General features: G+C 57.0%; 23 protein-coding genes. 5 read left to right on the top strand and 18 right to left on the bottom strand.

The features are described 5' to 3' along the window. The first annotated feature begins 3 nt into the window (after positions 1-3). Positions 4-1,308, top strand: coding sequence for an L-cysteine desulfidase family protein (locus tag AC3WS9_RS19060; protein WP_492489880.1), 1,305 nt, complete (start codon positions 4-6; stop codon positions 1,306-1,308). A 37-nt stretch (positions 1,309-1,345) separates the two neighbouring features. Here the strand turns inward: AC3WS9_RS19060 and AC3WS9_RS19055 are convergent, their stop codons facing one another. Then, complete coding sequence (locus AC3WS9_RS19055) at positions 1,346-2,047, bottom strand: pirin family protein (RefSeq protein WP_285145789.1); 702 nt, start codon at positions 2,045-2,047, stop codon at positions 1,346-1,348. A 104-nt stretch (positions 2,048-2,151) separates the two neighbouring features. Between AC3WS9_RS19055 and AC3WS9_RS19050 the strand changes: the two genes are divergently transcribed. Further along, positions 2,152-3,051, top strand: a complete 900-nt coding sequence (locus AC3WS9_RS19050) for a LysR family transcriptional regulator (protein ID WP_282491757.1) — start codon at positions 2,152-2,154, stop codon at positions 3,049-3,051. 42 nt (positions 3,052-3,093) lie between these two features. Here the strand turns inward: AC3WS9_RS19050 and AC3WS9_RS19045 are convergent, their stop codons facing one another. From AC3WS9_RS19045 to AC3WS9_RS18995, 11 genes are all read right to left on the bottom strand, one after another. Continuing rightward, positions 3,094-3,459, bottom strand: coding sequence for a DUF805 domain-containing protein (locus tag AC3WS9_RS19045; RefSeq protein WP_492489877.1), 366 nt, complete (start codon positions 3,457-3,459; stop codon positions 3,094-3,096). 104 nt (positions 3,460-3,563) lie between these two features. Continuing rightward, positions 3,564-4,550, bottom strand: coding sequence for a glutathione S-transferase family protein (locus AC3WS9_RS19040; protein WP_282491755.1), 987 nt, complete (start codon positions 4,548-4,550; stop codon positions 3,564-3,566). Between the two features lie 73 nt (positions 4,551-4,623). After that, on the bottom strand, positions 4,624-5,016 hold the full coding sequence (locus tag AC3WS9_RS19035) for a DoxX family protein (protein ID WP_282491754.1): 393 nt from the start codon (positions 5,014-5,016) through the stop codon (positions 4,624-4,626). Between the two features lie 268 nt (positions 5,017-5,284). Then, positions 5,285-5,584 carry a YqjK-like family protein gene (locus AC3WS9_RS19030; protein WP_282491753.1) on the bottom strand — a complete coding sequence of 100 codons (300 nt, stop codon included), beginning with the start codon at positions 5,582-5,584 and terminating at the stop codon, positions 5,285-5,287. Further along, a complete protein-coding gene (locus AC3WS9_RS19025) occupies positions 5,581-5,979 on the bottom strand; it encodes a phage holin family protein (protein WP_282491752.1) in 399 nt (132 codons plus the stop codon). Before AC3WS9_RS19025 ends, AC3WS9_RS19030 begins: the two co-directional genes overlap by 4 nt. A 2-nt stretch (positions 5,980-5,981) precedes the next feature. After that, a complete protein-coding gene (locus AC3WS9_RS19020) occupies positions 5,982-6,287 on the bottom strand; it encodes an ElaB/YgaM/YqjD family protein (RefSeq protein ID WP_282491751.1) in 306 nt (101 codons plus the stop codon). 29 nt (positions 6,288-6,316) lie between these two features. After that, entirely contained in the window at positions 6,317-6,685 is a 369-nt protein-coding gene (locus AC3WS9_RS19015) for a DUF1090 domain-containing protein (RefSeq protein ID WP_282491750.1), read from the bottom strand. Between the two features lie 155 nt (positions 6,686-6,840). Continuing rightward, positions 6,841-7,224 (bottom strand): EnvZ/OmpR regulon moderator MzrA, encoded by a 384-nt coding sequence (mzrA, locus tag AC3WS9_RS19010; protein ID WP_285157402.1) that lies wholly within the window; start codon positions 7,222-7,224, stop codon positions 6,841-6,843. Between the two features lies 1 nt (position 7,225). Beyond that, the gene (gene yqjA, locus AC3WS9_RS19005) at positions 7,226-7,888 is read right to left on the bottom strand and encodes a DedA family general envelope maintenance protein YqjA (protein WP_282491748.1); all 663 of its coding nucleotides are present in this window, start codon (positions 7,886-7,888) and stop codon (positions 7,226-7,228) included. Between the two features lie 348 nt (positions 7,889-8,236). Further along, on the bottom strand, positions 8,237-9,013 hold the full coding sequence (exuR, locus tag AC3WS9_RS19000; protein WP_282491747.1) for a transcriptional regulator ExuR: 777 nt from the start codon (positions 9,011-9,013) through the stop codon (positions 8,237-8,239). A gap of 119 nt (positions 9,014-9,132) precedes the next feature. Then, on the bottom strand, positions 9,133-10,431 hold the full coding sequence (locus AC3WS9_RS18995) for an MFS transporter (protein WP_492489872.1): 1,299 nt from the start codon (positions 10,429-10,431) through the stop codon (positions 9,133-9,135). Between the two features lie 480 nt (positions 10,432-10,911). Here AC3WS9_RS18995 and uxaC point away from each other — a divergent pair, with 480 nt between their 5' ends. Then, a complete protein-coding gene (gene uxaC / locus AC3WS9_RS18990; RefSeq protein WP_285145576.1) occupies positions 10,912-12,324 on the top strand; it encodes a glucuronate isomerase in 1,413 nt (470 codons plus the stop codon). A 17-nt stretch (positions 12,325-12,341) separates the two neighbouring features. Continuing rightward, entirely contained in the window at positions 12,342-13,829 is a 1,488-nt protein-coding gene (locus tag AC3WS9_RS18985; RefSeq protein WP_492489870.1) for a UxaA family hydrolase, read from the top strand. Between the two features lie 99 nt (positions 13,830-13,928). Here AC3WS9_RS18985 and AC3WS9_RS18980 read toward each other — a convergent pair whose 3' ends face one another. The 3 genes from AC3WS9_RS18980 to AC3WS9_RS18970 all read right to left on the bottom strand — a co-directional run bounded on the left by AC3WS9_RS18980 (position 13,929) and on the right by AC3WS9_RS18970 (position 16,745). Beyond that, positions 13,929-14,897, bottom strand: a complete 969-nt coding sequence (locus AC3WS9_RS18980) for a TerC family protein (protein ID WP_282491742.1) — start codon at positions 14,895-14,897, stop codon at positions 13,929-13,931. 275 nt (positions 14,898-15,172) lie between these two features. Beyond that, complete coding sequence (locus AC3WS9_RS18975) at positions 15,173-16,171, bottom strand: Gfo/Idh/MocA family protein (RefSeq protein WP_492489868.1); 999 nt, start codon at positions 16,169-16,171, stop codon at positions 15,173-15,175. A gap of 70 nt (positions 16,172-16,241) precedes the next feature. After that, positions 16,242-16,745, bottom strand: a complete 504-nt coding sequence (locus AC3WS9_RS18970; RefSeq protein ID WP_492489866.1) for a YgjP-like metallopeptidase domain-containing protein — start codon at positions 16,743-16,745, stop codon at positions 16,242-16,244. A gap of 84 nt (positions 16,746-16,829) precedes the next feature. Here AC3WS9_RS18970 and rlmG point away from each other — a divergent pair, with 84 nt between their 5' ends. After that, positions 16,830-17,966, top strand: coding sequence for a 23S rRNA (guanine(1835)-N(2))-methyltransferase RlmG (gene rlmG / locus AC3WS9_RS18965; protein ID WP_282491739.1), 1,137 nt, complete (start codon positions 16,830-16,832; stop codon positions 17,964-17,966). A gap of 84 nt (positions 17,967-18,050) precedes the next feature. On the opposite strand, the gene AC3WS9_RS18960 is transcribed toward rlmG, so the two are convergent. From AC3WS9_RS18960 to lsrR, 3 genes are all read right to left on the bottom strand, one after another. Then, positions 18,051-20,072, bottom strand: a complete 2,022-nt coding sequence (locus AC3WS9_RS18960) for an oxidoreductase (protein WP_492489864.1) — start codon at positions 20,070-20,072, stop codon at positions 18,051-18,053. A 232-nt stretch (positions 20,073-20,304) separates the two neighbouring features. Then, positions 20,305-21,885 carry an autoinducer-2 kinase gene (lsrK, locus tag AC3WS9_RS18955; protein ID WP_492489863.1) on the bottom strand — a complete coding sequence of 527 codons (1,581 nt, stop codon included), beginning with the start codon at positions 21,883-21,885 and terminating at the stop codon, positions 20,305-20,307. A gap of 33 nt (positions 21,886-21,918) precedes the next feature. Further along, a complete protein-coding gene (lsrR, locus tag AC3WS9_RS18950) occupies positions 21,919-22,890 on the bottom strand; it encodes a transcriptional regulator LsrR (RefSeq protein WP_282494246.1) in 972 nt (323 codons plus the stop codon). Positions 22,891-23,100 lie beyond the last annotated feature (210 nt).

Genomic DNA, 23,100 nt, shown 5'->3' with positions numbered 1-23,100 from the left:
ACGATGTCTGAGCAAACTAATCCTTTATGGAACCATTTTATTCGCGCGGTGCAGGAAGAGGTCAAACCTGCGCTGGGGTGTACGGAACCGATCTCACTGGCGCTGGCCTGTGCGATTGCCGCAGAGCAGCTGTCCGGGGAGGTCACGCACATTGAGGCGTGGGTTTCTCCGAACCTGATGAAAAACGGCCTCGGCGTGACGGTGCCTGGCACCGGCATGGTCGGTCTGCCGATTGCTGCGGCGCTGGGGGCGTTAGGGGGCAACGCGCAGGGTGGGCTTGAAGTGCTCAAAGGCGTTTCAGCGGATGCCGTTGCGCAGGCGAAAACGCTGTTAGGCGCGGGAAAAGTGCAGGTGAAACTGCAGGAGCCCTGTGAGGAGATCCTCTACTCGCGGGCTCGCGTCTGTGCCAGCGATGAATCGGCTGAGGTGACGATTGCGGGCGGACATACGCGCGTCGTGCAGGTAGTCGTTCAGGGTGAGACCCGGTTCACACTGGACGAACAGCCCGAGTGTTGCGCCGACGATCCGCTGGCCATGCTTTCACGCACCACGCTTTCGCAGATCCTTGAGTTTGTTGAACAGGTGCCGTTCTCGGACATCGCTTTTATTCTTGAGGCCGCGCACCTGAACGACGCCCTTTCCCGTGAAGGGCTCACCGGGCAATGGGGGCTGCATATCGGTGCGACGCTGAATAAGCAGCGTTCTCGCGGATTGATGGCGCAGGATTTGGGCTCGGATATTGTCATTCGAACCAGTGCGGCGTCGGATGCGCGGATGGGCGGGGCGACGCTTCCGGCCATGAGCAACTCCGGTTCAGGCAATCAGGGGATCACCGCGACGATGCCGGTACTGGTCGTGGCGGAATATCTCAAGGTGGACGACGAGAAGCTGGCGCGAGCGCTGATGCTTTCGCATCTGGCGGCGATCTATATCCACAATCAGCTTCCGCGTCTGTCGGCGCTGTGCGCGGCTACCACGGCGGCGATGGGGGCGGCTGCGGGTATGGCGTGGCTGTTCGACGGTCGCTATCAAACGCTGTCGATGGCGATTGGCAGCATGATCGGTGATGTGAGCGGCATGATTTGCGACGGCGCTTCCAACAGCTGCGCCATGAAAGTCTCAACCAGCGTGAGCAGTGCCTGGAAAGCGGTGATGATGGCGCTGGATGATTCCGCCGTGACGGGCAACGAAGGGATTGTGGCCGATGATGTCGAGCACTCTATTGCGAATTTATGCTCGCTGGCCTGTCAGTCGATGCAGGCCACGGACCGACAGATTATTGCGATTATGGCCAACAAAGTGACCTGACGTGCAGGCTCTCTCCCCGCCCGGGAGAGAGTCATTTTTACACCGGCAAATCAATCAGCAGCGCGCGCAGCGGGGTATCAGCGACCAGCGTAATGTTCGCTTCATCGCGGATAAACGCGCCGTCACCGCAGGTGAGCGCTTCTTTCTCTTCCGCGTGCGTCAGAGCATGCACCGTGCCGTGGATAGATTGCAGGTAAGCTCGCGGCCCGTGGAGCTGGAAGCTCGCCTGTTCACCTTTTTTCAGCTCGATATGGTGCAGCCACACCTGCTGACGCAACTGCAGGCTGCCGTTGCTGCCATCCGGCGTTGCAATCAGCTGCTGCTTATCGCCGCTCAGATTGATCTTCTGCACCAGCGGATTTTCCCGCTCCGGGCAGGCATCCAGCCAGAGCTGCATGCGGGTCAGCGTCTTATCTTTGCTGAGGTTATGTTCGCTATAGCTAATGCCGGGCTGCGTTGAAATCAGCAGCGCTTCGCCCGCCTTCGCCTGGACATGATTGCCCTCGCTATCGCGATATTCTGCTTCACCTTCCAGTATCAGATTCAGGATATCCACTTTCGGATACGTGCGGGGCTGGAAGGAGGCGCCAGGTGCGAGCACTTCCTGATTCAGCACGCGCAGTGAGGCGTAACCGAGCAGTTTTGGGTCAAAGTAGTGTCCAAAGGAAAAGGTGTAGCGGGCCTGCAGCCAACCGAAATCGGCTTGTCCGCACTGTTTTGCTGTTCTTGTCGTAATCATAAAACTGACCTCTCTTTACACTAAAACAATGGTAAAGGTATGGACGCTTCATTGTTAGCCAGATATTCTGCCCGGTATGTTCAAATTTCCTGAATGAGAACCAGATGGCAAAAGAGAGAGCATTGACGCTTGAGGCGCTGCGCGTCATGGACGCGATAGACCGGCGTGGCAGCTTTGCCGCTGCGGCTGACGAGCTGGGGCGCGTTCCGTCTGCCCTGAGCTACACCATGCAGAAACTGGAAGAAGAGCTGGATGTGGTGCTTTTCGACCGTTCTGGTCACCGAACAAAATTCACCAATGTCGGGCGCATGCTGCTGGAGCGCGGCCGCGTTCTGCTGGAAGCGGCTGATAAGCTGACCACCGACGCCGAAGCCCTGGCGCGCGGCTGGGAAACTCATCTAACGCTGGTCACCGAAGCGCTGGTGCCGACATCGGCGCTGTTCCCGCTGGTGGATCGTCTGGCCGCGAAAGCCAACACCCAGCTCTCCGTCATCACCGAAGTGCTGGCGGGCGCGTGGGAACGGCTGGAGACGGGCAGGGCGGATATCGTCATTGCGCCTGACATGCACTTCCGCTCCTCGTCTGAAATCAATTCGCGCAAGCTGTATAGCGTGATGAACGTCTATGTCGCCGCGCCGGATCACCCGATCCATCAGGAGCCGGAGCCGTTATCCGAGGTGACTCGCGTGAAATATCGCGGCGTGGCGGTGGCGGATACCGCCCGTGAGCGCCCGGTGCTCACCGTGCAGCTGCTGGATAAACAGCCGCGACTGACGGTGACCTCCCTCGAAGACAAGCGTCAGGCGCTGTTAGCGGGCCTGGGTGTGGCGACGATGCCTTATCCGTTTGTGGAAAAAGACATCGCCGAAGGGCGGCTGCGCGTAGTCAGCCCGGAATACACCAACGAGGTGGATATCATCATGGCGTGGCGTCGCGACAGCATGGGTGAGGCCAAATCCTGGTGCCTGCGCGAAATCCCAAAACTCTTCGCACACAATAAGTAGCTTTTGTAGGCCCGGTAAGCTCAGCGCTACCGGGCACAATTATCAAGGCTGCAATTTCGGATCCGACCCAAAGCGGTTTTCGCCCGGCGTGCCGCTCTGGCAGTTAAAGGCCAGAATGATCAGCCAGCCGACGATCGGGATCAACACCAGCAGCAGCCACCAGGCCGAACGATCCGTATCGTGGAGTCGGCGGAACAGCACCGCCAGCGACGGCAGAAAGACCAGCAGCGCGTAAATGGTGGTGAGAATACCTTCGCCACCCGCGCGCTCCCATCCCAGGATTTTATCGACAATCCCCAGCACGAGCGTGAGGATGAAGTTCACCAGAACGAACATCCAGTACTCTTTGCGACGGGCGCGACCACTGAACCCCACGTAATTTCTCAGTACTTTTAGATACCAATCCATTTTCTGCCTCGATATTCAGACAATCTCTTGTTTTTTAAGCGATCGAGGTAAGGATAGTCGCAGATTCTGAATTAAAAAAGGGCATCCGAAGATACCCTTAAAATTTAGCGAAAACGCGTATCGCGGCCGTGCGGCTCGTCCAGATCCTGCCACGGTCCGATGGAGATAATGCCCGTCGGGTTGATGGTTTTATGGCTGCGATAGTAGTGGGTGCGGATGTGATCGAAATCGACGGTCTCAGCGATGCCGTCCATCTGATAAATATCGCGCAGGAAACCATAAAGATTCAGGTAATCGCTGATGCGGTGTTTATCGCACTTAAAGTGGGTGACGTACACTGGATCGAAGCGGACCAGCGTAGTCCACAGGCGAATGTCGGCTTCCGTCAGGCGGTCGCCCGTCAGATAGCGATGCTGGCCCAGGATCTGCTCCAGGCGCGCCAGGGATTCAAACACTTTTCCGACCGCTTCGTCGTAAGCTTCCTGGCTGGTGGCAAAACCGGCTTTGTAGACGCCGTTGTTGACGTTGTCGTAGATCCAGCTGTTCAGCTCGTCGATCTTATCGCGCAGCTCTGGCGGGTAAAAATCCCCGGCCCGCGCGCCCTGGGCGTCAAACGCCGTATTGAACATGCGAATGATTTCAGCGGATTCATTGCTGACGATAGTCTGGTTTTTCTTGTCCCACAGGACCGGGACGGTGACGCGACCGGTGTAGTGCGGGTCGGCGCGCAGATAGAGCTGATAGAGGAAATCGTGGTGGTAAAGATCGTCACCGGTGGCTGCCGGGAAGTCGCTGTCGAAGGTCCAGCCGTTTTCCAGCATCAGCGGATTGACGACGGAAACTGGAATTAAGGAGTCCAGCCCTTTGAGCTTGCGCACGATCAGCGTGCGGTGCGCCCACGGACAGGCGAGGGAAACATACAGATGGTAGCGATCTTTTTCTGCCGCAAAGCCGCCTTCTCCGCTTGGGCCCGGTGCACCATCGGCGGTCAGCCAGTTACGGAAAGCCGAAACAGAACGCTTGAAGCGTCCTCCAGTGGATTTGGTGTCGTACCAGATATCCTGCCAGACGCCGTCAACTAATTGTCCCATTCTTTCCTCCTTCAGACTTCAGATAGCAAAAGCGAGGAGAAATCTCCTCGCTTTTTTATTCAGTATAGCGTGCTTACCACTTCTTATTCAGAACACGGTCGATGCTGAAAGCGCCAGGACCGGTGATAGCCAGCAGCAGGAAGCCGCCTGCGATGGTCAGGTTTTTCATGAACATCAGGGAGTTCATACCTTCCGCAAAGTTGCTGTGGAAGATGAACGCCGTCAGCAGGGTGAAGCCAGCGGTGAACAGCGCGGTAGTGCGAGTCAGGAAACCGAACAGCACTGCCAGACCGCCGCCGAACTCAAGCAGGATAGTCAGGGGCAGCAGGAACCCCGGGACGCCCATCGCTTCCATGTACTGCTGAGTGCCTGCATAACCGGTAATTTTGCCCCAGCCCGCAGTGATAAACAGAATTGGCATCAATACACGCGCAACCAGCAAACCAACATCTTCTAATTTTTTCATTTTACTCTCCAGAAAACCACTTACGCGGCTGACGATTATTTGTGTGCAAATCCGGGTAGATACCGCGTGTTTGCTGTCGATGGAGAGGATAATAAACGTGACGAATGACAATTGTTAGCAAGGAAAACTGTCAATCTTCTTCAAAGATATTGAGTGAGTGGTATCGGGGAAGTGTGCCGGGTGGCGGCTTCGCCTTACCCGGCCTACGGGCACGGCTTGGTTTTGTAGGCCGGGTAAGCGTGAGCGCCACCCGGCAATACCACAGACGCTAAGACCGTAACTGCTGCTGGCGCAACGTCGATTTGACCAGACGCCAGGCACTCCAGGCACCAAAGCCGCGTCGTGCCCAGCGGACTAACATGCTGGGGTGACGAACCGACCAGATGGCCATCACGCTGCTGCCAACCAGTGCCCACGAGCGCAGGCTCAGGAAGGTGTTCCAGCCGCGATCGTAGGAACGCGTGACCTCCAGCCAGTCGCGACGGCTGGCCGTCAGATCCAGCCGTTGCTGCTGGATCTGGCTTAACAGATACGCTTTGCGTTTACGACGTTCCGTTGTGCTGCTCACGGCTTCTCATCCTCCAGCAGCGCGCGGTCGTTGGCCAGCTCCTGACGGGTATGACGCAGCAGCGTTGAACTGCGTGCTTTATGCAGCGTCCAGATCCCGCCAATGAGCGCGCCCACCAACAGCACGACGGTCGTGGCGATCATCGCGTTCAGGCGGTACTGCGGATCGATAGCCCAGATGATTAACACCATCAGGCTCATCAGCCCGAACGCGGCGAAGAGCATGGTCAGTCCCAGCATCAGCAGCATCTGGAAGAGATTGGCTTTCTCCTCTTCCAGCTCCACCACTGCCAGGCGGACCCGCGTTTCGGCAATCCCGACCAGCGTGGTTAACATACGCTGGCCAATGCCGAGGACGTTTTTAGCCGGCCCTTGTGCGTGACGAGGATCTTCCATAATCAGCGACGCGTCAGCAGAACGCCCAGAACCACACCGACGGCCGCGCCGATGCCCACGCCGGTCCACGGATTATCGCGGACATATTCGTCGGCTTTAGCAGCCGCTTCGCGGGTCTGTTTCGCCAGCGCATCACCGGTTTCACCCAGGCGATAGCGGCTCTCTTTCAGCGCGCTTTCCGCTTTGGAGCGCAGTTTGCTCAGCTCTTCTTTCGATTTGTCGGTAGAAGAGTTCAGTACCTCTTCCAGGGTATCCGCCAGGGATTTCAACTCAGCGCGCAGATGTTCTGAAGTCGTATCTTTAGACATAATTCTCTCCTGTTGAGATTTCCGTTAACTCAATAATCGCGAGCTTCAAGGGCTTTCAGTTCTTCTTCGGCCTCTTTCAGCTTATCTTCACGCTTAGCAATCTTCTCCGCATCCCCTTTCTCTTTCGCCTCTTTCAGGTCTTGACGGCGTTCAGCAATCTCGTCCTTCTGTTCAGCGATTTTCTTCTGGTGATCGGCACGCAGCTTGCTATCCGAGCAGTTGGCTTTCACTTCGCTCAGCGCTTTTTTCAGACCGTCGATACGGTGCTGATTATTATGCTTCTCGGCATAAGTGATCTCGCGCTGGATGTCCTTTTCTTTCTCCTGACAGAGAGTGTTAGCAAAGGACGCGGTGCTCAAAGAAAAAAGGGCCAAAGCCAGAGTGATGCGGTATTTCATTATAGAAACCTTCCATTGTGTTACGGCACTTGTAAAGAGTATGCCGCTTTTCCAGTGTCATGCGGAGAACTTCTGAGGGGTGCTCCGCGTACTTAAGCATAGTAAGTAAACGGGGTAATCACCAAAGTGAGTGAAAAGATTCAGAATCCTGGTAATTAACCAAACCGATGCGAGGTGTCTCGCAGCCGCGTTAACCACAGTGCTGTCTGACTCTCATCGTCCTGCAGCGCCACGATATACCCGCGCGGCAGGGAGCGGTCGAGGACCTCTTTTGCGGCAGCGCTCTGGGCGCTGGAGTCAAACTTGATCAGCAAAACGTCGTCCTGCGGCGTAATGCTTTTGAAGCGAATGCCGTTCGCATCCAGATGATGCCAGACAGAAAAACCGTCCGGCACGCTGGCGCCCTGGCTCATCGGGCGAATGGCGAGCGTCGATTCCTGATGCTGAACTGCCGTCCATACCAGCACCATCGCGCTGAGGATCGTCAGCGCAATCAGGGCGTAAGACAGGCGGCGCAGGGAACGCGGCGTGATCACCATATTAATTGCGCGCCCCGTATTTCTTCTTCAGCAGGACGTACACCGAACCGAGCAGGCCGAACACCAGCAGTACCACCGGGAGCAGCATCAGGCAGGACATCAGCTGATCTTCGTATTTCAGGAACACCGGCGTTTTGCCCAGCAGATAGCCGAGGGTGGTTAAAATCAGCACCCACAGCAGGCCGCTCATCCAGTTGAAGAACTGAAAACGGGCGCTGCTCAGGCCAGAAAGACCGGCGATGGTTGGCAGCAGGGTACGAACAAAAGCGATAAAGCGGGCGATCAGCAGCGCAGAGAGACCGTGCTTATGGAACAGGTGATGCGCGCGCTGGTGATAGTGGGCCGGAAGATGAGAAAGCCAGTTCTGCACGATGCGCGTATTGCCAAGCCATCGTCCCTGAATGTAACTCACCCAGCAGCCAAGGCTTGCGGCGATAGTGAGCAGTAACACCGTTTGTGGAAAGGCCATCGCTCCTTTAGCGCACAACACACCGACCAGCACTAACAGGCTGTCGCCGGGCAGGAAGGCAGCAGGAAGCAGTCCGTTCTCAAGGAACAGGATCATAAACAAGACGAAATAGAGCATGCCGATCATGGACGGATTGGCCAGGGTTTCGAAATCCTGGGCCCATAAGGCATTCAGTAATTGGGTCAAAAGTTCCATTCAGTGTTCCTGGAAATCGGTTAACGTCTCGCCTGTTATTCGGGGTAAACAGCTCAGCGACATCGTTTATGATTTCATTATGGTCGCTCGCGGACACAATGTGGTGGCCAGAACTGATCCCTGTTAAATGGCTAGGTAAGCAAGCACTAACTAAAAAATGCAATTTGCATCCAATTGTAACAAAGCCCGAGGTAATGCGTCACAGAATTTGCGATCGGCCGGGGAAATGATTTTGGCCTATGGAGAGGAACTGACGCGAGGGTATTTACACAGGCTGACACTATATATGTTTACTGACCCACAGCGAGCCGGAAGGCGCAGCGGTGCGCCTGCCAGCGTTGCGGGGACTTATTTTGCCTGACTGGATGCGGTATCGAGATGAACAACCGGATTATCAGCAAAAAGATAGCGGTCGGCGTTAAATTCGAAGTCATCACTGGTTTCGTTGAACAGCATCAGCTTGGTGTTTTCCAGATGCTGCCACATTGCCAGTTTCGCGGCATGCGGGTCTTTACGAATCAGTGCTTTAAGAATCTGATCGTGATCGTCGCACCAGTTGTCGACGGTACGGGAATCAATGTGATCGTGTAATTTCTTCCAGTACGGGTTGTGAACGCGCTGAGTCCACATTTTTTCGACGATTGCGGCCAGCGCCGTATTTTGCGTGGCGAGGGCGACCTGAACGTGGAATTGCAGATCCCATTCGGAATCGCGAAAACATTTTTCTTTGCGCGCCTGATCCTGGATTTCCATCAACTTCATGATGTCCTGCTTGGTCACCTGGGTCGCGGCAAATTCAGCGATATTACTTTCGATCAGCTGACGGGCCTGGAGCAGTTCGAACGGACCGTAGCTGGCGAACTCCAGACTTTCATCCGGCACCGGGGAGTGTTTTGGCAGGTTGGAGATCACGTGAATGCCGGAACCTTTGCGCACCTCAACGTAGCCTTCGACTTCCAGCATGATGATGGCTTCACGCACCACGGTGCGGCTGACGCTCTTTTCATCAGCAATAAAACGTTCAGCAGGCAGTTTATCACCGACGAGATAGACACCTTGCTCGATGCGATCTTTCAGCTCGGCAGCAAGTTGCTGATACAAACGACGTGATTCGGTGATTTCCATATGCGCTCCAGGCAGGGTACGGCGGATGATTTGTTATACCACTTTTGCGAGCCAGTCTCCAGATTTCCCCATGAAAAAGCCGCCCGGAAGGCGGCTTCGTTGATATCAGATAAATTGCGCTAACTCTGTTCCGCGGGTCCGCCAACCTGAGAGTTGAGTAGCTCCTCGGCGGACTGGTTTTTCAGCACCGTCCAGATCACCACGGCACCCATCAGGTCGAAGATAGCCAGTACCGCGAACAGCGGGCTGAAGCCGATGGTATCGGCCAGCGCACCGACCACCAGAGCGAACATGGTACTCGCGGTCCAGGCGGCCATCCCGGTCAGGCCGTTGGCGGTGGCGACTTCGTTACGTCCAAAGACGTCAGAAGAGAGGGTAATCAGTGCCCCAGACAGAGACTGGTGCGCAAAACCACCGATACACAGCAGGCCGATGGCCACGTATGGGCTGGTGAACAGGCCGATCATGCCAGGGCCAATCATCAGCAGTGCGCCCATGGTCACCACCATTTTACGGGAGACGATCAGGTTCACACCGAACCAGCGCTGGAACAGCGGTGGCAGGTAGCCGCCGACGATACAACCGAGGTCAGCAAACAGCATTGGCATCCAGGCAAACATCGCGATTTCTTTCAGGTTAAAGCCGTAGACTTTAAACATGAACAGCGGGATCCAGGCGTTGAATGTCCCCCAGGCCGGTTCTGCCAGGAAGCGCGGCAGGGCGATACCCCAGAACTGACGGGTACCCAGAATCTGCCACACGGACATTTTTTTACCGTTGTTGGTCTGGTGATGGGATTCCTGACCGCCAATGATGTATTCGCGTTCTTCGTCAGACAGTTTCTTCTGATCGCGCGGGTGTTTGTAGAAGATCAGCCAGGCCATCGCCCAGGCGAAGCTCAGCACGCCGGAGATAATGAACGCCAGCTGCCAGCTGTGCGTCACGATCGCCCAGACCACCAGCGGTGGAGCAATCATCGCACCGATAGAGGAACCGACGTTAAAGTAGCCGACCGCGATAGAGCGTTCTTTTGCCGGGAACCATTCGGAGCTCGCTTTCAGACCCGCAGGGATCATCGCCGCTTCCGCCGCACCGACCGCACCACGCGCCAGCGCCAGTCCGCCCCAGCTGCCTGCCAGCGCTGTCGCGCCGCAGAAGATAGCCCAGGTGACGGCGAAGAAGGCGTAGCCCACTTTGGTACCCAGGATATCCAGAAGGTAGCCCGCAACAGGCTGCATGATGGTATAAGCCGCGGAGTAGGCCGCGATAATGTAGGAATACTGCTGGGTGGAGATGTGCAGCTCTTCCATTAGCGTTGGCGCAGCCGCCGCTATGGTGTTACGCGTCAGGTAACCCAGCACGGTGCCGAGCGTCACCAGTGCAATCATGTACCAACGTAACCCTTTAATTTTACGCATCTAAAACCTCATCGTTATAGTATTGCCGCGCCGGAGCACGGTACATCTCGACCGTTTCCGGGAGCTGTCTTGTAACGGGAGGGCGTAACCGGGAGTGTCTCCCGGAACGGCCCGAACCTTGCCAGTTGTCATCGTGCAGAAGTCGGTATCCGTACCGCTAATTCCGGTGATTTCACACCGGTAACGCATTCCGTCGGCTTATATGTTGCGACGGCGAAAAGATAACTTGTCATACAGCTTTAAAAGGTGAGTGACATCACAAATGTGTGAATCTTTGTGTGGTCATTATTAACCCTGCGCAAAGCCAGATGCGGCGCGGCCTGCGGCGGGGTTTGCTCCTTTAGGGGTAATTTATTTGTCAGCGTTTATTGATCTAACTCACGAAAAAAACATCGGTCTCTGGAAATTGGTGTGATAACTTTGCAGCATCTGAACACACGCTTTAGCTTTCCGACACTCTCGTGATAGAGGAAGACGATAATGACGCCGTTTATGACCGAAGATTTCCTGTTAGATACCGAATTTGCCCGCCGTCTGTACCACGACTACGCAAAAGACCAGCCGATTTTCGACTACCACTGCCATTTACCGCCGCAGCAGGTTGCCGAAAATTACCGTTTCAAAAACCTGTATGACATCTGGCTGAAGGGTGACCACTACAAATGGCGCGCCATGCGTACCAACGGCGTGGCCGAGCGTCTGTGTACCGGCGACGCGACTGACCGCGAGAAGTTTGATGCCTGGGCCGCGACCGTGCCGCACACCATCGGCAACCCGCTGTATCACTGGACTCATCTGGAACTGCGTCGTCCGTTCGGCATCACCGGCAAACTGCTGTCGCCTTCTACCGCTGACGAAATCTGGAACCAGTGCAACGAACTGCTGGCGCAGGACAAATTCTCCGCGCGCGGCATCATGAAGCAGATGAACGTGAAGATGGTCGGCACGACCGACGACCCGATCGACACCCTGGAGCACCATGCGGTGGTGGCACAGGACAGCAGCTTTGACATCAAAGTGCTGCCGAGCTGGCGCCCGGATAAAGCCTTCAACATTGAACAGGCGACCTTTGGCGACTACATGGCGAAGCTGGCCGAAGTCTCTGATACGGATATTCGTCGTTTCACCGATCTGCAAACGGCGCTGACCAAACGTCTCGACCACTTTGCGGCTCACGGCTGTAAAGTCTCTGACCATGCGCTGGATGTGGTGCTGTTCGCGGAATCCAATGAAGCCGAACTGGACAGCATCCTGGCGCGCCGTCTGGCGGGTGAATCCCTGACCGGGCATGAAGTGGCTCAGTTCAAAACCGCCGTGCTGGTGTTCCTCGGCGCGGAATACGCGCGTCGTGGCTGGGTGCAGCAGTACCACATCGGTGCGCTGCGCAACAACAACCAGCGCCAGTTCAAACTGCTGGGCGCAGACGTCGGCTTCGACTCCATCAACGATCGCCCGATGGCGGAAGAGCTGTCGAAACTGCTGAGCAAACAGAACGAACAAAATCTGCTGCCAAAAACCATTCTGTACTGCCTGAACCCGCGCGATAACGAAGTGCTGGGCACTATGACCGGTAACTTCCAGGGCGAAGGGATGCCAGGCAAGATGCAGTTCGGTTCCGGCTGGTGGTTCAACGATCAGAAAGACGGCATGGAACGTCAGATGACGCAGCTCGCGCAGCTGGGCCTGTTAAGCCGCTTCGTCGGTATGCTGACCGACAGCCGCAGCTTCCTCTCTTATACCCGCCATGAATATTTCCGCCGCATTCTGTGCCAGATGATTGGCCGCTGGGTGGCTGCGGGTGAAGCCCCGGCCGATATCCAGCTGCTGGGCGAAATGGTGAAAAACATCTGCTTTAACAATGCGCGCGATTACTTCGCCATTGAACTGAACTAAGGCCGTTTGAGGTTGATATGCAATACATCAAGATCCATTCGCTGGATAACGTTGCCGTAGCGCTGGCGGATCTGAGTGAAGGCGCGGAAGTGACCGTGGAAAACCAGACCATCACCTTGCGCCAGGCGATTGTACGCGGGCATAAATTTGCCGTGTTCCCCATCGCCAAAGGCGAAAACGTGGTGAAGTATGGTCTGCCGATCGGTCATGCGCTGGCGGATATTGCGCCGGGTGAACATATTCATTCCCACAATACCCGCACCAATCTCAGCGATCTGGACGAGTACAGCTATCAACCTGATTTTCAGGCTGAAGAGGGGCAGGGGGCAGATCGTGACGTCGAGATCTACCGCCGCGCCAGCGGAGAAGTCGGGATCCGCAACGAACTGTGGATCCTGCCAACCGTCGGCTGCGTGAACGGGATCGCGCGTCAAATTCAGAACCGTTTTCTGAAAGAGACGAACAATGCCGAAGGCACCGACGGCGTGTTCCTGTTCAGCCACACCTACGGCTGCTCGCAGCTGGGGGACGACCACATCAACACGCGCACCATGCTGCAAAACATGGTGCGCCACCCGAACGCAGGCGCGGTGCTGGTGATTGGCCTCGGATGTGAAAACAACCAGGTTGATGCATTCCGCGAAACGCTGGGGGATTTCGATCCTGAGCGCGTGCACTTTATGGTGTGTCAGCATCAGGACGACGAAGTGGAAGCGGGCCTTGAACAGCTGCATCAGCTGTATGAGGTGATGCGCCACGACAAACGCGAGCAGGGCAAACTGAGCGAGCTGAAGTTCGGTCTGGAGTGCGGCGGGTCCGATGGTCTGTCAGGCATCACCGCCAACCCGATGCTGGGCCGCTTCTCGGATTATATGATCACCAACGGCGGCACCACCGTGCTGACCGAAGTGCCGGAGATGTTCGGTGCGGAACGTATCCTGATGAGCCACTGCCGCGACGAAGAGACGTTTGAAAAAACCGTCACCATGGTGAACGATTTCAAACAGTATTTCATCGCCCACAACCAGCCGATTTACGAGAACCCGTCACCGGGCAACAAAGCGGGCGGCATTACCACGCTCGAGGAGAAATCCCTCGGCTGCACGCAAAAAGCCGGTGCCAGCCAGGTCGTCGACGTCTTGCGCTATGGCGAACGCCTGAAAACGCACGGTCTGAATCTGCTCAGCGCGCCGGGGAACGACGCCGTCGCCACCAGCGCACTGGCGGGCGCGGGCTGTCATATGGTGCTGTTCAGCACCGGTCGCGGCACGCCGTACGGCGGTTTTGTGCCGACGGTGAAAATCGCCACCAACAGCGAGCTGGCAGCGAAGAAAAAGCACTGGATCGACTTTGATGCGGGGCAGTTGATTCACGGCAAAGCCATGCCGCAGCTGCTGAATGAGTTCATCGATACCATCGTCGATTTCGCCAATGGCAAGCAGACCTGTAACGAAAAGAACGACTTCCGCGAACTGGCGATTTTCAAAAGCGGTGTGACGTTATAAGGTGTCGCATGTGTTGCCGGGTGGCGGCTGCGCCTTACCCGGCCTACAAGGTCAAGGTCACCCGTAGGCCCGGTAAGCGCAGCGCCACCGGGCAATCTTTTACTGCGCCTGCTGTTTCTTATCGTGCTGATGGTTAACCCACGCGTTAATGATCAGCGTCAGCGCCAGAATACCAAACACCACGCCCAGCGAAATCGCGATTGGGATATGGTAGAAATCGACGATCAGCATCTTGATACCGATAAACACCAGAATCACCGACAGGCCGTATTTCAGCATCGAGAAGCGCTCCGCCACGCCCGCCAGCAGGAAGTACATCGCACGCAAGCCGAGGATCGCAAACAGGTTAGAGGTCAACACGATAAACGGGTCGGTGGTCACCGCGAAGATCGCCGGAATGCTGTCGACCGCAAAGATCACGTCGCTCAGCTCAACCAGAATCAGCACCAGCAGCAGCGGCGTGGCAAACAGCAGACCGTTCTTACGCACGAAGAAGTGCTCGTTGTCGATGGTGTCGGTCATGCGCAGATGCCCACGGATCCACTTCACCAGCGGCTTCTCGCCAATCCCGGTTTCGTCCTCTTTCGCCAGCGCCATTTTCACACCGGTGAACAGCAGGAACGCGCCGAAGACATACAGAAGCCACTCGAACTGGGTAATCAGCCAGCTACCGGCGAAGATCATCACCGTACGCAGGATAATCGCGCCCAGCACGCCGTAGACCAGTACGCGACGCTGCAGTGCAGCAGGCACCGCAAAATAGCTGAACAGCATCAGCCAGACAAAGACGTTATCAACGGCGAGGGCTTTCTCAATCAGATAGCCGGTGAGGAAGGCGAGCGCCTGAGGATCGGCCACCGCACGGCCTTCCGTTTGTGCCAGATACCACCAGAATGCGGCGCAGAACAGCAGGGAGAGGGTGACCCATACCAGCGACCAGGCCGCGGCCTGTTTCATGGTCATACCATGTGCGCCGCGACGGCCCTGTAAAAAGAGGTCGATCGCCAGCATGATGACCACCACGACTGCGAATCCGCCCCATAACATTGGAGTGCCGACAGAGTGCATAGAGATTTTTCCTTCCATAAAAAACAAAAACGGCCAACGTCAGAAGACGATAGCCGTTGCGTTATTTATGCAGGGACCTCGCCTTCCGGCAAGGTCTCACTTACAACCAAAAAGAACACGTGTCGTGACTCTTTTTCGTTGCCCGGCGACCGGATGCGGTATTGCACGCATCGTAATGACGACCCACCGGCAATGAAGTTACTCCCCTTTGCAGGTAACAAAATATGTCAGGACACTGATTTCGTCAATGCCCTTAACGATTCTATTACACAGCTTTACGCGATCGCTTTAGCGCTCACGTCATCCGCAGGGAACACTACACCGGTCTGACGGCGAATTTCGGTCTGCAGTTTCGCCGTGGTGCGGCTCACGGCCAGCCCCGGGTGGTTCACTTCATTGGTCTCTACCAGGCGTGCGAATACCTCTGCCTCATACAGCATAGTGTTTATATGCTGAGGCTGCGTCAGCTCCTGCGCCTTGCCGCCGCGCGGAATAAAGCTCACCTTCTGGCACTCGGAGATCTTCTCGATAACCAGCGAACCCTCTTCGCCCTGAATCTCGCTCGGCAGCACCGAATCACTGACTTTGGAGTGCTGGAGCGTCACGCTGAAATCGCCGTAATCCAGCACCGCAACGCCGTGGGCATCTACGCCGCTATCCAGCAGGCTGGCGGTGGCGGTCACGCCGTGTGGCTCGCCCCACAGGGCCACCGCAGAGGCCAGGCAGTAAAAACCGATATCCATAATCGAGCCATTCGAGAAGGCCGGATTAAAGGTATTGGGATTTTCGCCGTCGAGATAGCGCTGGTAGCGCGAGGAGTACTGGCAGTAGTTGATAAAGGCTTTGCGCACTTTGCCGAGCTTCGGCAACGACTGCTGCAACAGCAGGAAGTTAGGCAGGCTGGCGGTTTTGAATGCTTCGAACAGCACCACCTGATTTTCCCGCGCCATCTGGATGGCGGCTTCCACTTCCTCAATATTGGACGCCAGCGGCTTCTCGCAAATCACATGTTTTTTGTGCGCAAGGAACTGCAGGGTTTGAGGGGAGTGCAGGGAGTTAGGGCTGGCGATATACACCGCGTCAATCGCATCGCTCTGCGCCATCTCATCGAGCGAGGTAAAGAGATGCTCAACGAGATAATCGTTCGCAAACGTCTGTGCCTGTTCAAGGCTGCGGGAATAGACGGCGGTGAGTTTGAATTTGCCGGTTTCATGTGCGGCGTCGACGAACTGGCGCGTGATCCAGTTCGTGCCTATAACTGCGAAACGTATCATAAACGTTCACGTACTCCGTAGCGGGGAACCTTTTGTCACTTTAGCACGCGTTGATGACAAAACCAGTGCTTCACGCCGCATTACCATTTAACGATAAATGCGTTAGCCACAGGCGCGTATCAAACTCCAGCTGGTGGTACTGCGGCTCCATGTGGCAGCACAACGAATAGAACGCTTTGTCATGCTCTTTTTCTTTCAGATGCGCCAGCTCATGCACCACGATCATCCGTAAAAAGGCTTCCGGTGCATTGCGAAACACCGTGGCGACGCGGATCTCCGCTTTAGCCTTCAGCTTTCCACCCTGTACGCGGGACACAGCGGTGTGCAGACCCAGCGCATTTTTCAGCACGTGGATCTTGTTGTCATACATCACTTTGTTGATCGGCGGGGCGTTACGCAGAAACTGACTTTTCAGATCCTGGGTGTACTGCCAGAGCGCTTTATCTGTCGCGAAGCTGTGTGTTCCTGGATAACGTTTTTCAAGAACACTGCCCAGGCGCTGTTCGGCAATTAAGGTGCGAACCTGGGAGAGTAAATTCTCCGGATAGCCATGGAGATAACTAAGATTGCTCATCAACGCTCCACGCAGATTATAAAAAGGGTATACTCACGCACCCTTTTCAGGGATAACGCCAAATTTTACCACTCAGGAGGGCCGATGAGCCACTTAGACAACGGTTTCCGTTCACTCAATCTTAAACGTTTCCCGGAAACGGACGACGTTAACCCGCTTCAGGCGTGGGAAGCGGCGGATGAATATCTGCTGCAACAGTTGGATGACACCGAAATTGTCGGCCCGGTTCTGATCCTGAATGACACCTTCGGTGCGCTGGGTTGCGCGCTGGCCGAACACACGCCTTACAGCATCGGCGACTCCTATTTAAGCGAGCTCGCGACGCGTGAAAATCTGCGTCACAACGATATCGCAGAATCCAGCGTCAAGTTCCTCGACAGCACAGCGGAATACCCGCAGGCGCCGGGCGTGGTGCTCATTAAAATTCCTAAAACGCTGGCTCTGCTGGAACAGCAGCTGCGCGCCCTGCGTCAGGTCGTGACGCCAGAGACACGTATTATCGCGGGCGCCAAAGCGCGTGATATTCACAACTCCACGATTGAGTTGTTCGAAAAAGTGCTGGGTCCAACCACCACCACCCTGGCGTGGAAAAAAGCGCGTTTGATCAACCCGACGTTCACCAAACCTGAACTTGCCGATGCGCCAGAGACCCTGAGCTGGAAGCTGGATGGAACCAACTGGACCATTCACAACCATGCTAACGTCTTCTCGCGCACGGGTCTGGATATCGGCGCACGCTTTTTCCTGGAACATCTGCCGGACAATCTGGAAGGTGAAATCGTCGACCTCGGCTGTGGTAACGGCGTGGTTGGCCTGACGTTGCTCGAGAAAAACCCGGAAGCCAGCGTCATCTTTACCGATGAATCGCCAATGGCCGTGGCCTCCAGCCGCCTGAATGTTGAAACCAACATGCCGGAAAACCTGGATCGCTGCGAGTTCATGATTAACAACGCCCTGTCAGGCGTGGAGCCGTTCCGCTTCAACGCGGTGATCTGCAACCCGCCGTTCCACCAGAAACACGCCCTGACGGATAACGTGGCATGGGAGATGTTCCACCACGCGCGTCGTTGCCTGAAAATTAACGGCGAGCTGTACATCGTGGCGAACCGCCACCTCGACTACTTCCACAAACTGAAGAAGATCTTCGGTAACTGCGCAACCGTCGCCACCAATAACAAATTCGTGGTGCTGAAAGCGGTGAAACTGGGTCGTCGTCGCTAAACTGTTTTTGCCGGGCGGCGCGTCGCTTGCACCGGCCTGTGAGGTTTTGTAGGCCCGGTAAGCGCCGCGCTACCGGGCAATAAGTTAAATGGTTAACGCCAGTTTTGTTCCCTGCGCAATCGCGCGTCGGGCGTCCAGCTCCATCGCCACATCGCACCCGCCAATCAAATGCACCGTTTTCCCGGCCTCGCGCAGCGGATCTGCCAGATCGCGTTTTGGCTCCTGTCCGGCGCACAAAATCACATGATCCACGCGTAATACCTGCGGCTCACCGCCGATCGTCAGGTGCAGCCCCTCATCGTCGATCTTCTGATAACTTACCGCCGGGATCATCTTCACGCCGCGCGACAGCAGCGTCGCGCGGTGGATCCAGCCGGTGGTTTTGCCCAGTCCTTCGCCCGGTTTACTGGCTTTACGCTGGAGCATCACGATCTGGCGCGGGCTTTTCGGCAACTGCGGTCCTTCCGGACGCAGACCGCCGGACTGATTCAGGCTGGTGTCGATCCCCCATTCCACGCAAAATTCAGCGATATTCTGGCTGGTCGCTTCGCCCGGCTGACTCAAATACATCGCCGTATCAAAGCCAATACCGCCGCAGCCGATAATCGCCACGCGTTCGCCGACCGGGACTTTATCGCGCAGCACGTCGAGATAGCTCAGCACTTTCGGATGATCGATGCCCTCGATCGCTGGCGTGCGCGGAGCGATCCCGCTGGCGAGGATCACTTCATCGAACGCGGTCAGATCTTCCGCCCGGACAAACTGATTGAGCCGCAGATCCACGCCCGTCAGGGCGATCATCCGGCGGTAATAGCGCAGGGTTTCGTAAAACTCCTCTTTGCCGGGGATCTGCTTGGCGATATTGAACTGCCCGCCGATCTCCGCCAGGGCGTCGAACAACGTCACCGAATGCCCGCGTGATGCGGCATTAATGGCGAACGCCAGCCCCGCCGGACCAGCACCGACCACCGCCAGACGTTTGGTTTTCACCGCCGGAACAATCGGCATTTTAGTTTCGTGACAGGCGCGCGGGTTGACCAGGCAGGAAGTGACTTTGCCGACGAAAATCTGGTCCAGACACGCCTGATTACAGCCGATGCAGGTGTTGATCTGATCCGCGCGACCGCTCTGCGCTTTGGACAGCAGCTCCGCATCGGCGAGAAACGGACGCGCCATCGACACCATATCGGCATCGCCTTTTGCCAGCACGTCGTCCGCGACCTGCGGATCGTTGATTCGGTTGGTGGTGACCAGCGGAATAGACACTTTGCCTTTCAGCTTGCGCGTCACCCAGCTAAACGCCGCGCGCGGGACCGGCGTAGCGATCGTCGGAATGCGCGCCTCGTGCCAGCCGATGCCGGTATTAATGATGGTCGCGCCCGCCGCTTCGATGGCCTGCGCCAGCTGCACGGTCTCGTCGAACGTACCGCCACCTTCGACCAGGTCGAGCATCGACAGGCGGAAGACGATAATAAAATCAGCCCCGGCGCGCTCGCGTACGGCCCGCACCACTTCGACGGCAAAGCGCATCCGACGCGGATAATCGCCGCCCCATTCGTCGTCGCGCTGGTTGGTGCGTGCGGCCAGAAATTCGTTAATCAGATAGCCTTCGGAACCCATGATTTCCACGCCGTCGTAGCCAGCTTCACGCGCCAGTGCGGCGCAGCGGGCGAAGTCGTCGATCAGCGCGAGGATCTCCTCGTGGGTGAGGGCGTGGGGTTTAAAGCGGTTAATCGGTGCCTGAATGGCGGAAGGTGCGACCAGATGCGGCTGATAGCTGTAGCGCCCGGTGTGCAGGATTTGCAGGGCGATTTTGCCGCCTTCTTTGTGCACCGCGTCGGTCACAATCCGGTGATGCGGTAGCTGGCTGACGTCGTTCAGCACCGCACCGCCCTCCATGCCGACGCCAGAAGGGGCAGGGGCCACGCCTCCCGTGACAATCAGCGCCACGCCGTGGCGCGCACGCTCGGCATAAAACGCCGCCAGACGCTCAGCGCCGTCCGGATGCTCCTCCAGACCGGTATGCATAGAGCCCATCAACACGCGGTTTTTGAGCGAAGTAAACCCCAGATCGAGGGGGGCAAAAAGCGACGGATAGCGGCTCATAATCTCTTCCAGTGTAAAATTATTGTTATGTGGTCGGATGAGTTACTAATTTAGCCAGTCGCGGGCAAAAGGGGAAAACGGGATCAAATGATTGTGATAGAACTCAAATAAAGCAGCGATGGGAGCGTAGGCCGGATAAGCGCAGCGCCATCCGGCGTTTCCGCGGTGGCGCTGCGCTTACCGGGGCTACAAACTCGCAGGCGTGCAGCCTTCGCGCCATCCGGCATTTTTCTTAAGGCGCAACTGCCCGCACAAGCCCCGGCGCCTGCCACATCGACGTCGTCAGCCCGCTGTCCACCAGCCCGAGCTGATCGGCGTACACAGCCTGCCACTTCTGCATCATGCCGTCGTACAGCTCGCGGTGTTCAGGATTAGGCGTAAACTCCCGGCTCCAGCGCACCAGTTTTTCCCCCGTTGAGGCCATATCCGCATACATCCCCGCCCCCGTACCTGCCGCAATCGCGCAGCCCAGCGCAGTCGCCTCTTTGACTTCCGGGACGCGCACCGGCAGTCCAGTGACGTCGGATAAGATCTGGCTCCAGAGAGCCCCTTTTGCACCGCCACCGGCAAAGACCAGGCTCTCAAACGTCACGCCGGAAAAGTGCGAAATCTGCGCCAGATTGCAGGCGGAGACAATCGCCGCGTTCTCCTCCAGCGCGCGGAACAGCGTCGCTTTGTTGCATTTTTCCGGGTCGATGGAGAGGTTAATAAACGACGGTGCCGCGTGGTACCACTGCTTAAAATGCATCGCGTCGGAGAAGATCGGCATCACGCCGTGTGAACCCGCCGGAACGCGACTCGCCATCTCTTCGAGAAGGGCGTAGGCGTCCATCCCCATTCGCTCGGCAATCAGCTTCTCTTCGGCGCAAAACGCGTCGCGGAACCAGCGCATCGTCAGCCCGGTAAAGAAGCTGATGGATTCCGCCTGCGCCATACCGGGGATCACATGGGGATTCACGCGGATATTCATCTCCGGGTCGGTACGTACCTGCGGGAGATTGACCACCTGCTGCCAGAAGGTCCCGCCCAGTACCGCGGTTTGCCCGGCGCGCACCACGCCGAGGCCCAGACATCCCAGCTGCACGTCGCCGCCGCCCATCACCACCGGCGTGCCTTCGCGCAGACCGCTCTGCTGCGCGGCAACGCGGGTCACGGCTCCCAGTACGGTACCGGTCTCTTTGACCGGCGAGAGAATATCGGCGCGCAGCCCGGCCATATCCAGCAGGGCAGGACGCCAGTCGCGGCTGAACAGATCGAGCATCCCGGTGGTGCCCGCGTTCGAAGGGTCCACCGCCAGCTCGCCGGAGAGTTTCGCCGCCAGCCAGTCGCTGATCATGGTGATCGTCGCCGCTTTGCGATAAATATCCGGGCGATGGTGCGCCAGCCACAGCAGGCGCGGCATGGCGGAGAGAGCCAGAGTCTGGCCGGAGACGTCATACACTTCGGATTCGAAACGGTAGTCGTGGATCTCTTTGAGTTCGGCCACTTCGCGGCTGGCGCGGGCATCGACGTTGGCGCAGGCCCAGATGGCGTCGCCGTTGCGATCGTACAGCACAATCCCCTCGCGCATCGAACAGCAGGCGACGGACTGAATATCCGCCGCGCTCAGGTGCGCACGCTCCAGCGCCTGATGGATGCACTGGCAGGCCAGCCGCCAGTTGGTGTCGAGATCGAACTCCATCGAGCCAGGCACGTTCTCCACGCTCAGGTGTTTCCACTCCGCCTGGCCGACGGCGATCTGGTTGCCCTGCAAATCAAAAACTACGGCGCGAACGCTTCCCGTCCCTGCATCTAACGCTAAAAGATAACTCATAGCATGCCTCGTGTCTGGCACGGGGCAGGTGGCTTAGTTCGCCAGGGCCAGCACCGCGCGGGCTGTCGTCTCTTCCGTCACCAGGCCATTAATCAGGCGACCTTTCAGTGCGGCGTAAATCGCATCTGCTTTCTCTTCCCCTCCGGCCACGCCGACGATGGTTGGCAACTGCGCCAGTTCATCGAGCGTGACGCCGAGCAATTCCTGATGAATCTCCAGATCCGGTACTCGCTCGCCTGCGGCGTTAAGGAAATAGCCGAGGATGTCGCCGACCGCCCCTTTGCGCGCATACATGAGCTGTTCGCCTTCGCTGATATAGCCCGAGCGCAAAATGGTGGCGTCACGGCGCTGATTCACGGAGCCAATCCCCACGACCGCTGCGTCGGCGGCGGTCGCGGCGAGGATCACATCCCGCACGCTGGCTTCGCGTTTTAAAATTCCGGCCACTTCTGCCGATGAAACCCGCAGCGGAGCCGGGATCATGCTGATGCTACAGGCCGCATCCAGCTGGCCGATGCCGGTCATATACGGCCCCACGCCGCCGGATAGCGTCACCAGCCGCACCTGCTGGGAGCTAATAAAGCCGCTTAAGTGCTGAATGCAGCTCATGGTGGCTTCACCAAATCCCACCGCCAGCAGCTGTCCGGGTTCCAGTAAACCCATCAGCGACTGCGCCGCGCCAATCCCGAGGCGCACGTTCATCGGCGCGGTATTCAGGGCCGGCACCACGCGAACCATTTTCAGGTTAAAGCGCTGCTGCAATTCGGTCTCCAGCGCCAGACACCCTTCGTAGCGGGAGTTAATCTGTACGCGGATCACCCCCGACTGGCGCCCTTTTTCCAGCAAGCGCGAGATCTTCAGGCGCGGCAGGCCTAAGCGCTCGCCAATATCGTTCTGCGTCAGGCCATCGTGGTAGTAACACCACGCCACCCGGGCGACCAGTTCTTCCTCTGCCAGCGCCAGTCCGGCAAACCGACTCTCTTCGGCAATGCGTTTATCGCCCATATTTGAACTCTTATAAAAATTTAGATCATATGTTCGCTCTGACGCGGGCAGAAAGTGTGAGCCACGCGGCAAAACGGATCATTTAAAAATCGATGCCCGGTAATTAGGATCTCAATCCATGAAATTGTGATCCCTGCACGGTTGTCAATATAGTTCACCGTCTACGCTTTTGAACATTATTAAATCAAAAAATCATTTGTTCAATAACGG

Source organism: Lelliottia sp. EB106-05-01-XG201 (genome assembly GCF_058791735.1).
This window is presented reverse-complemented; position numbering and strand designations above follow the sequence as displayed.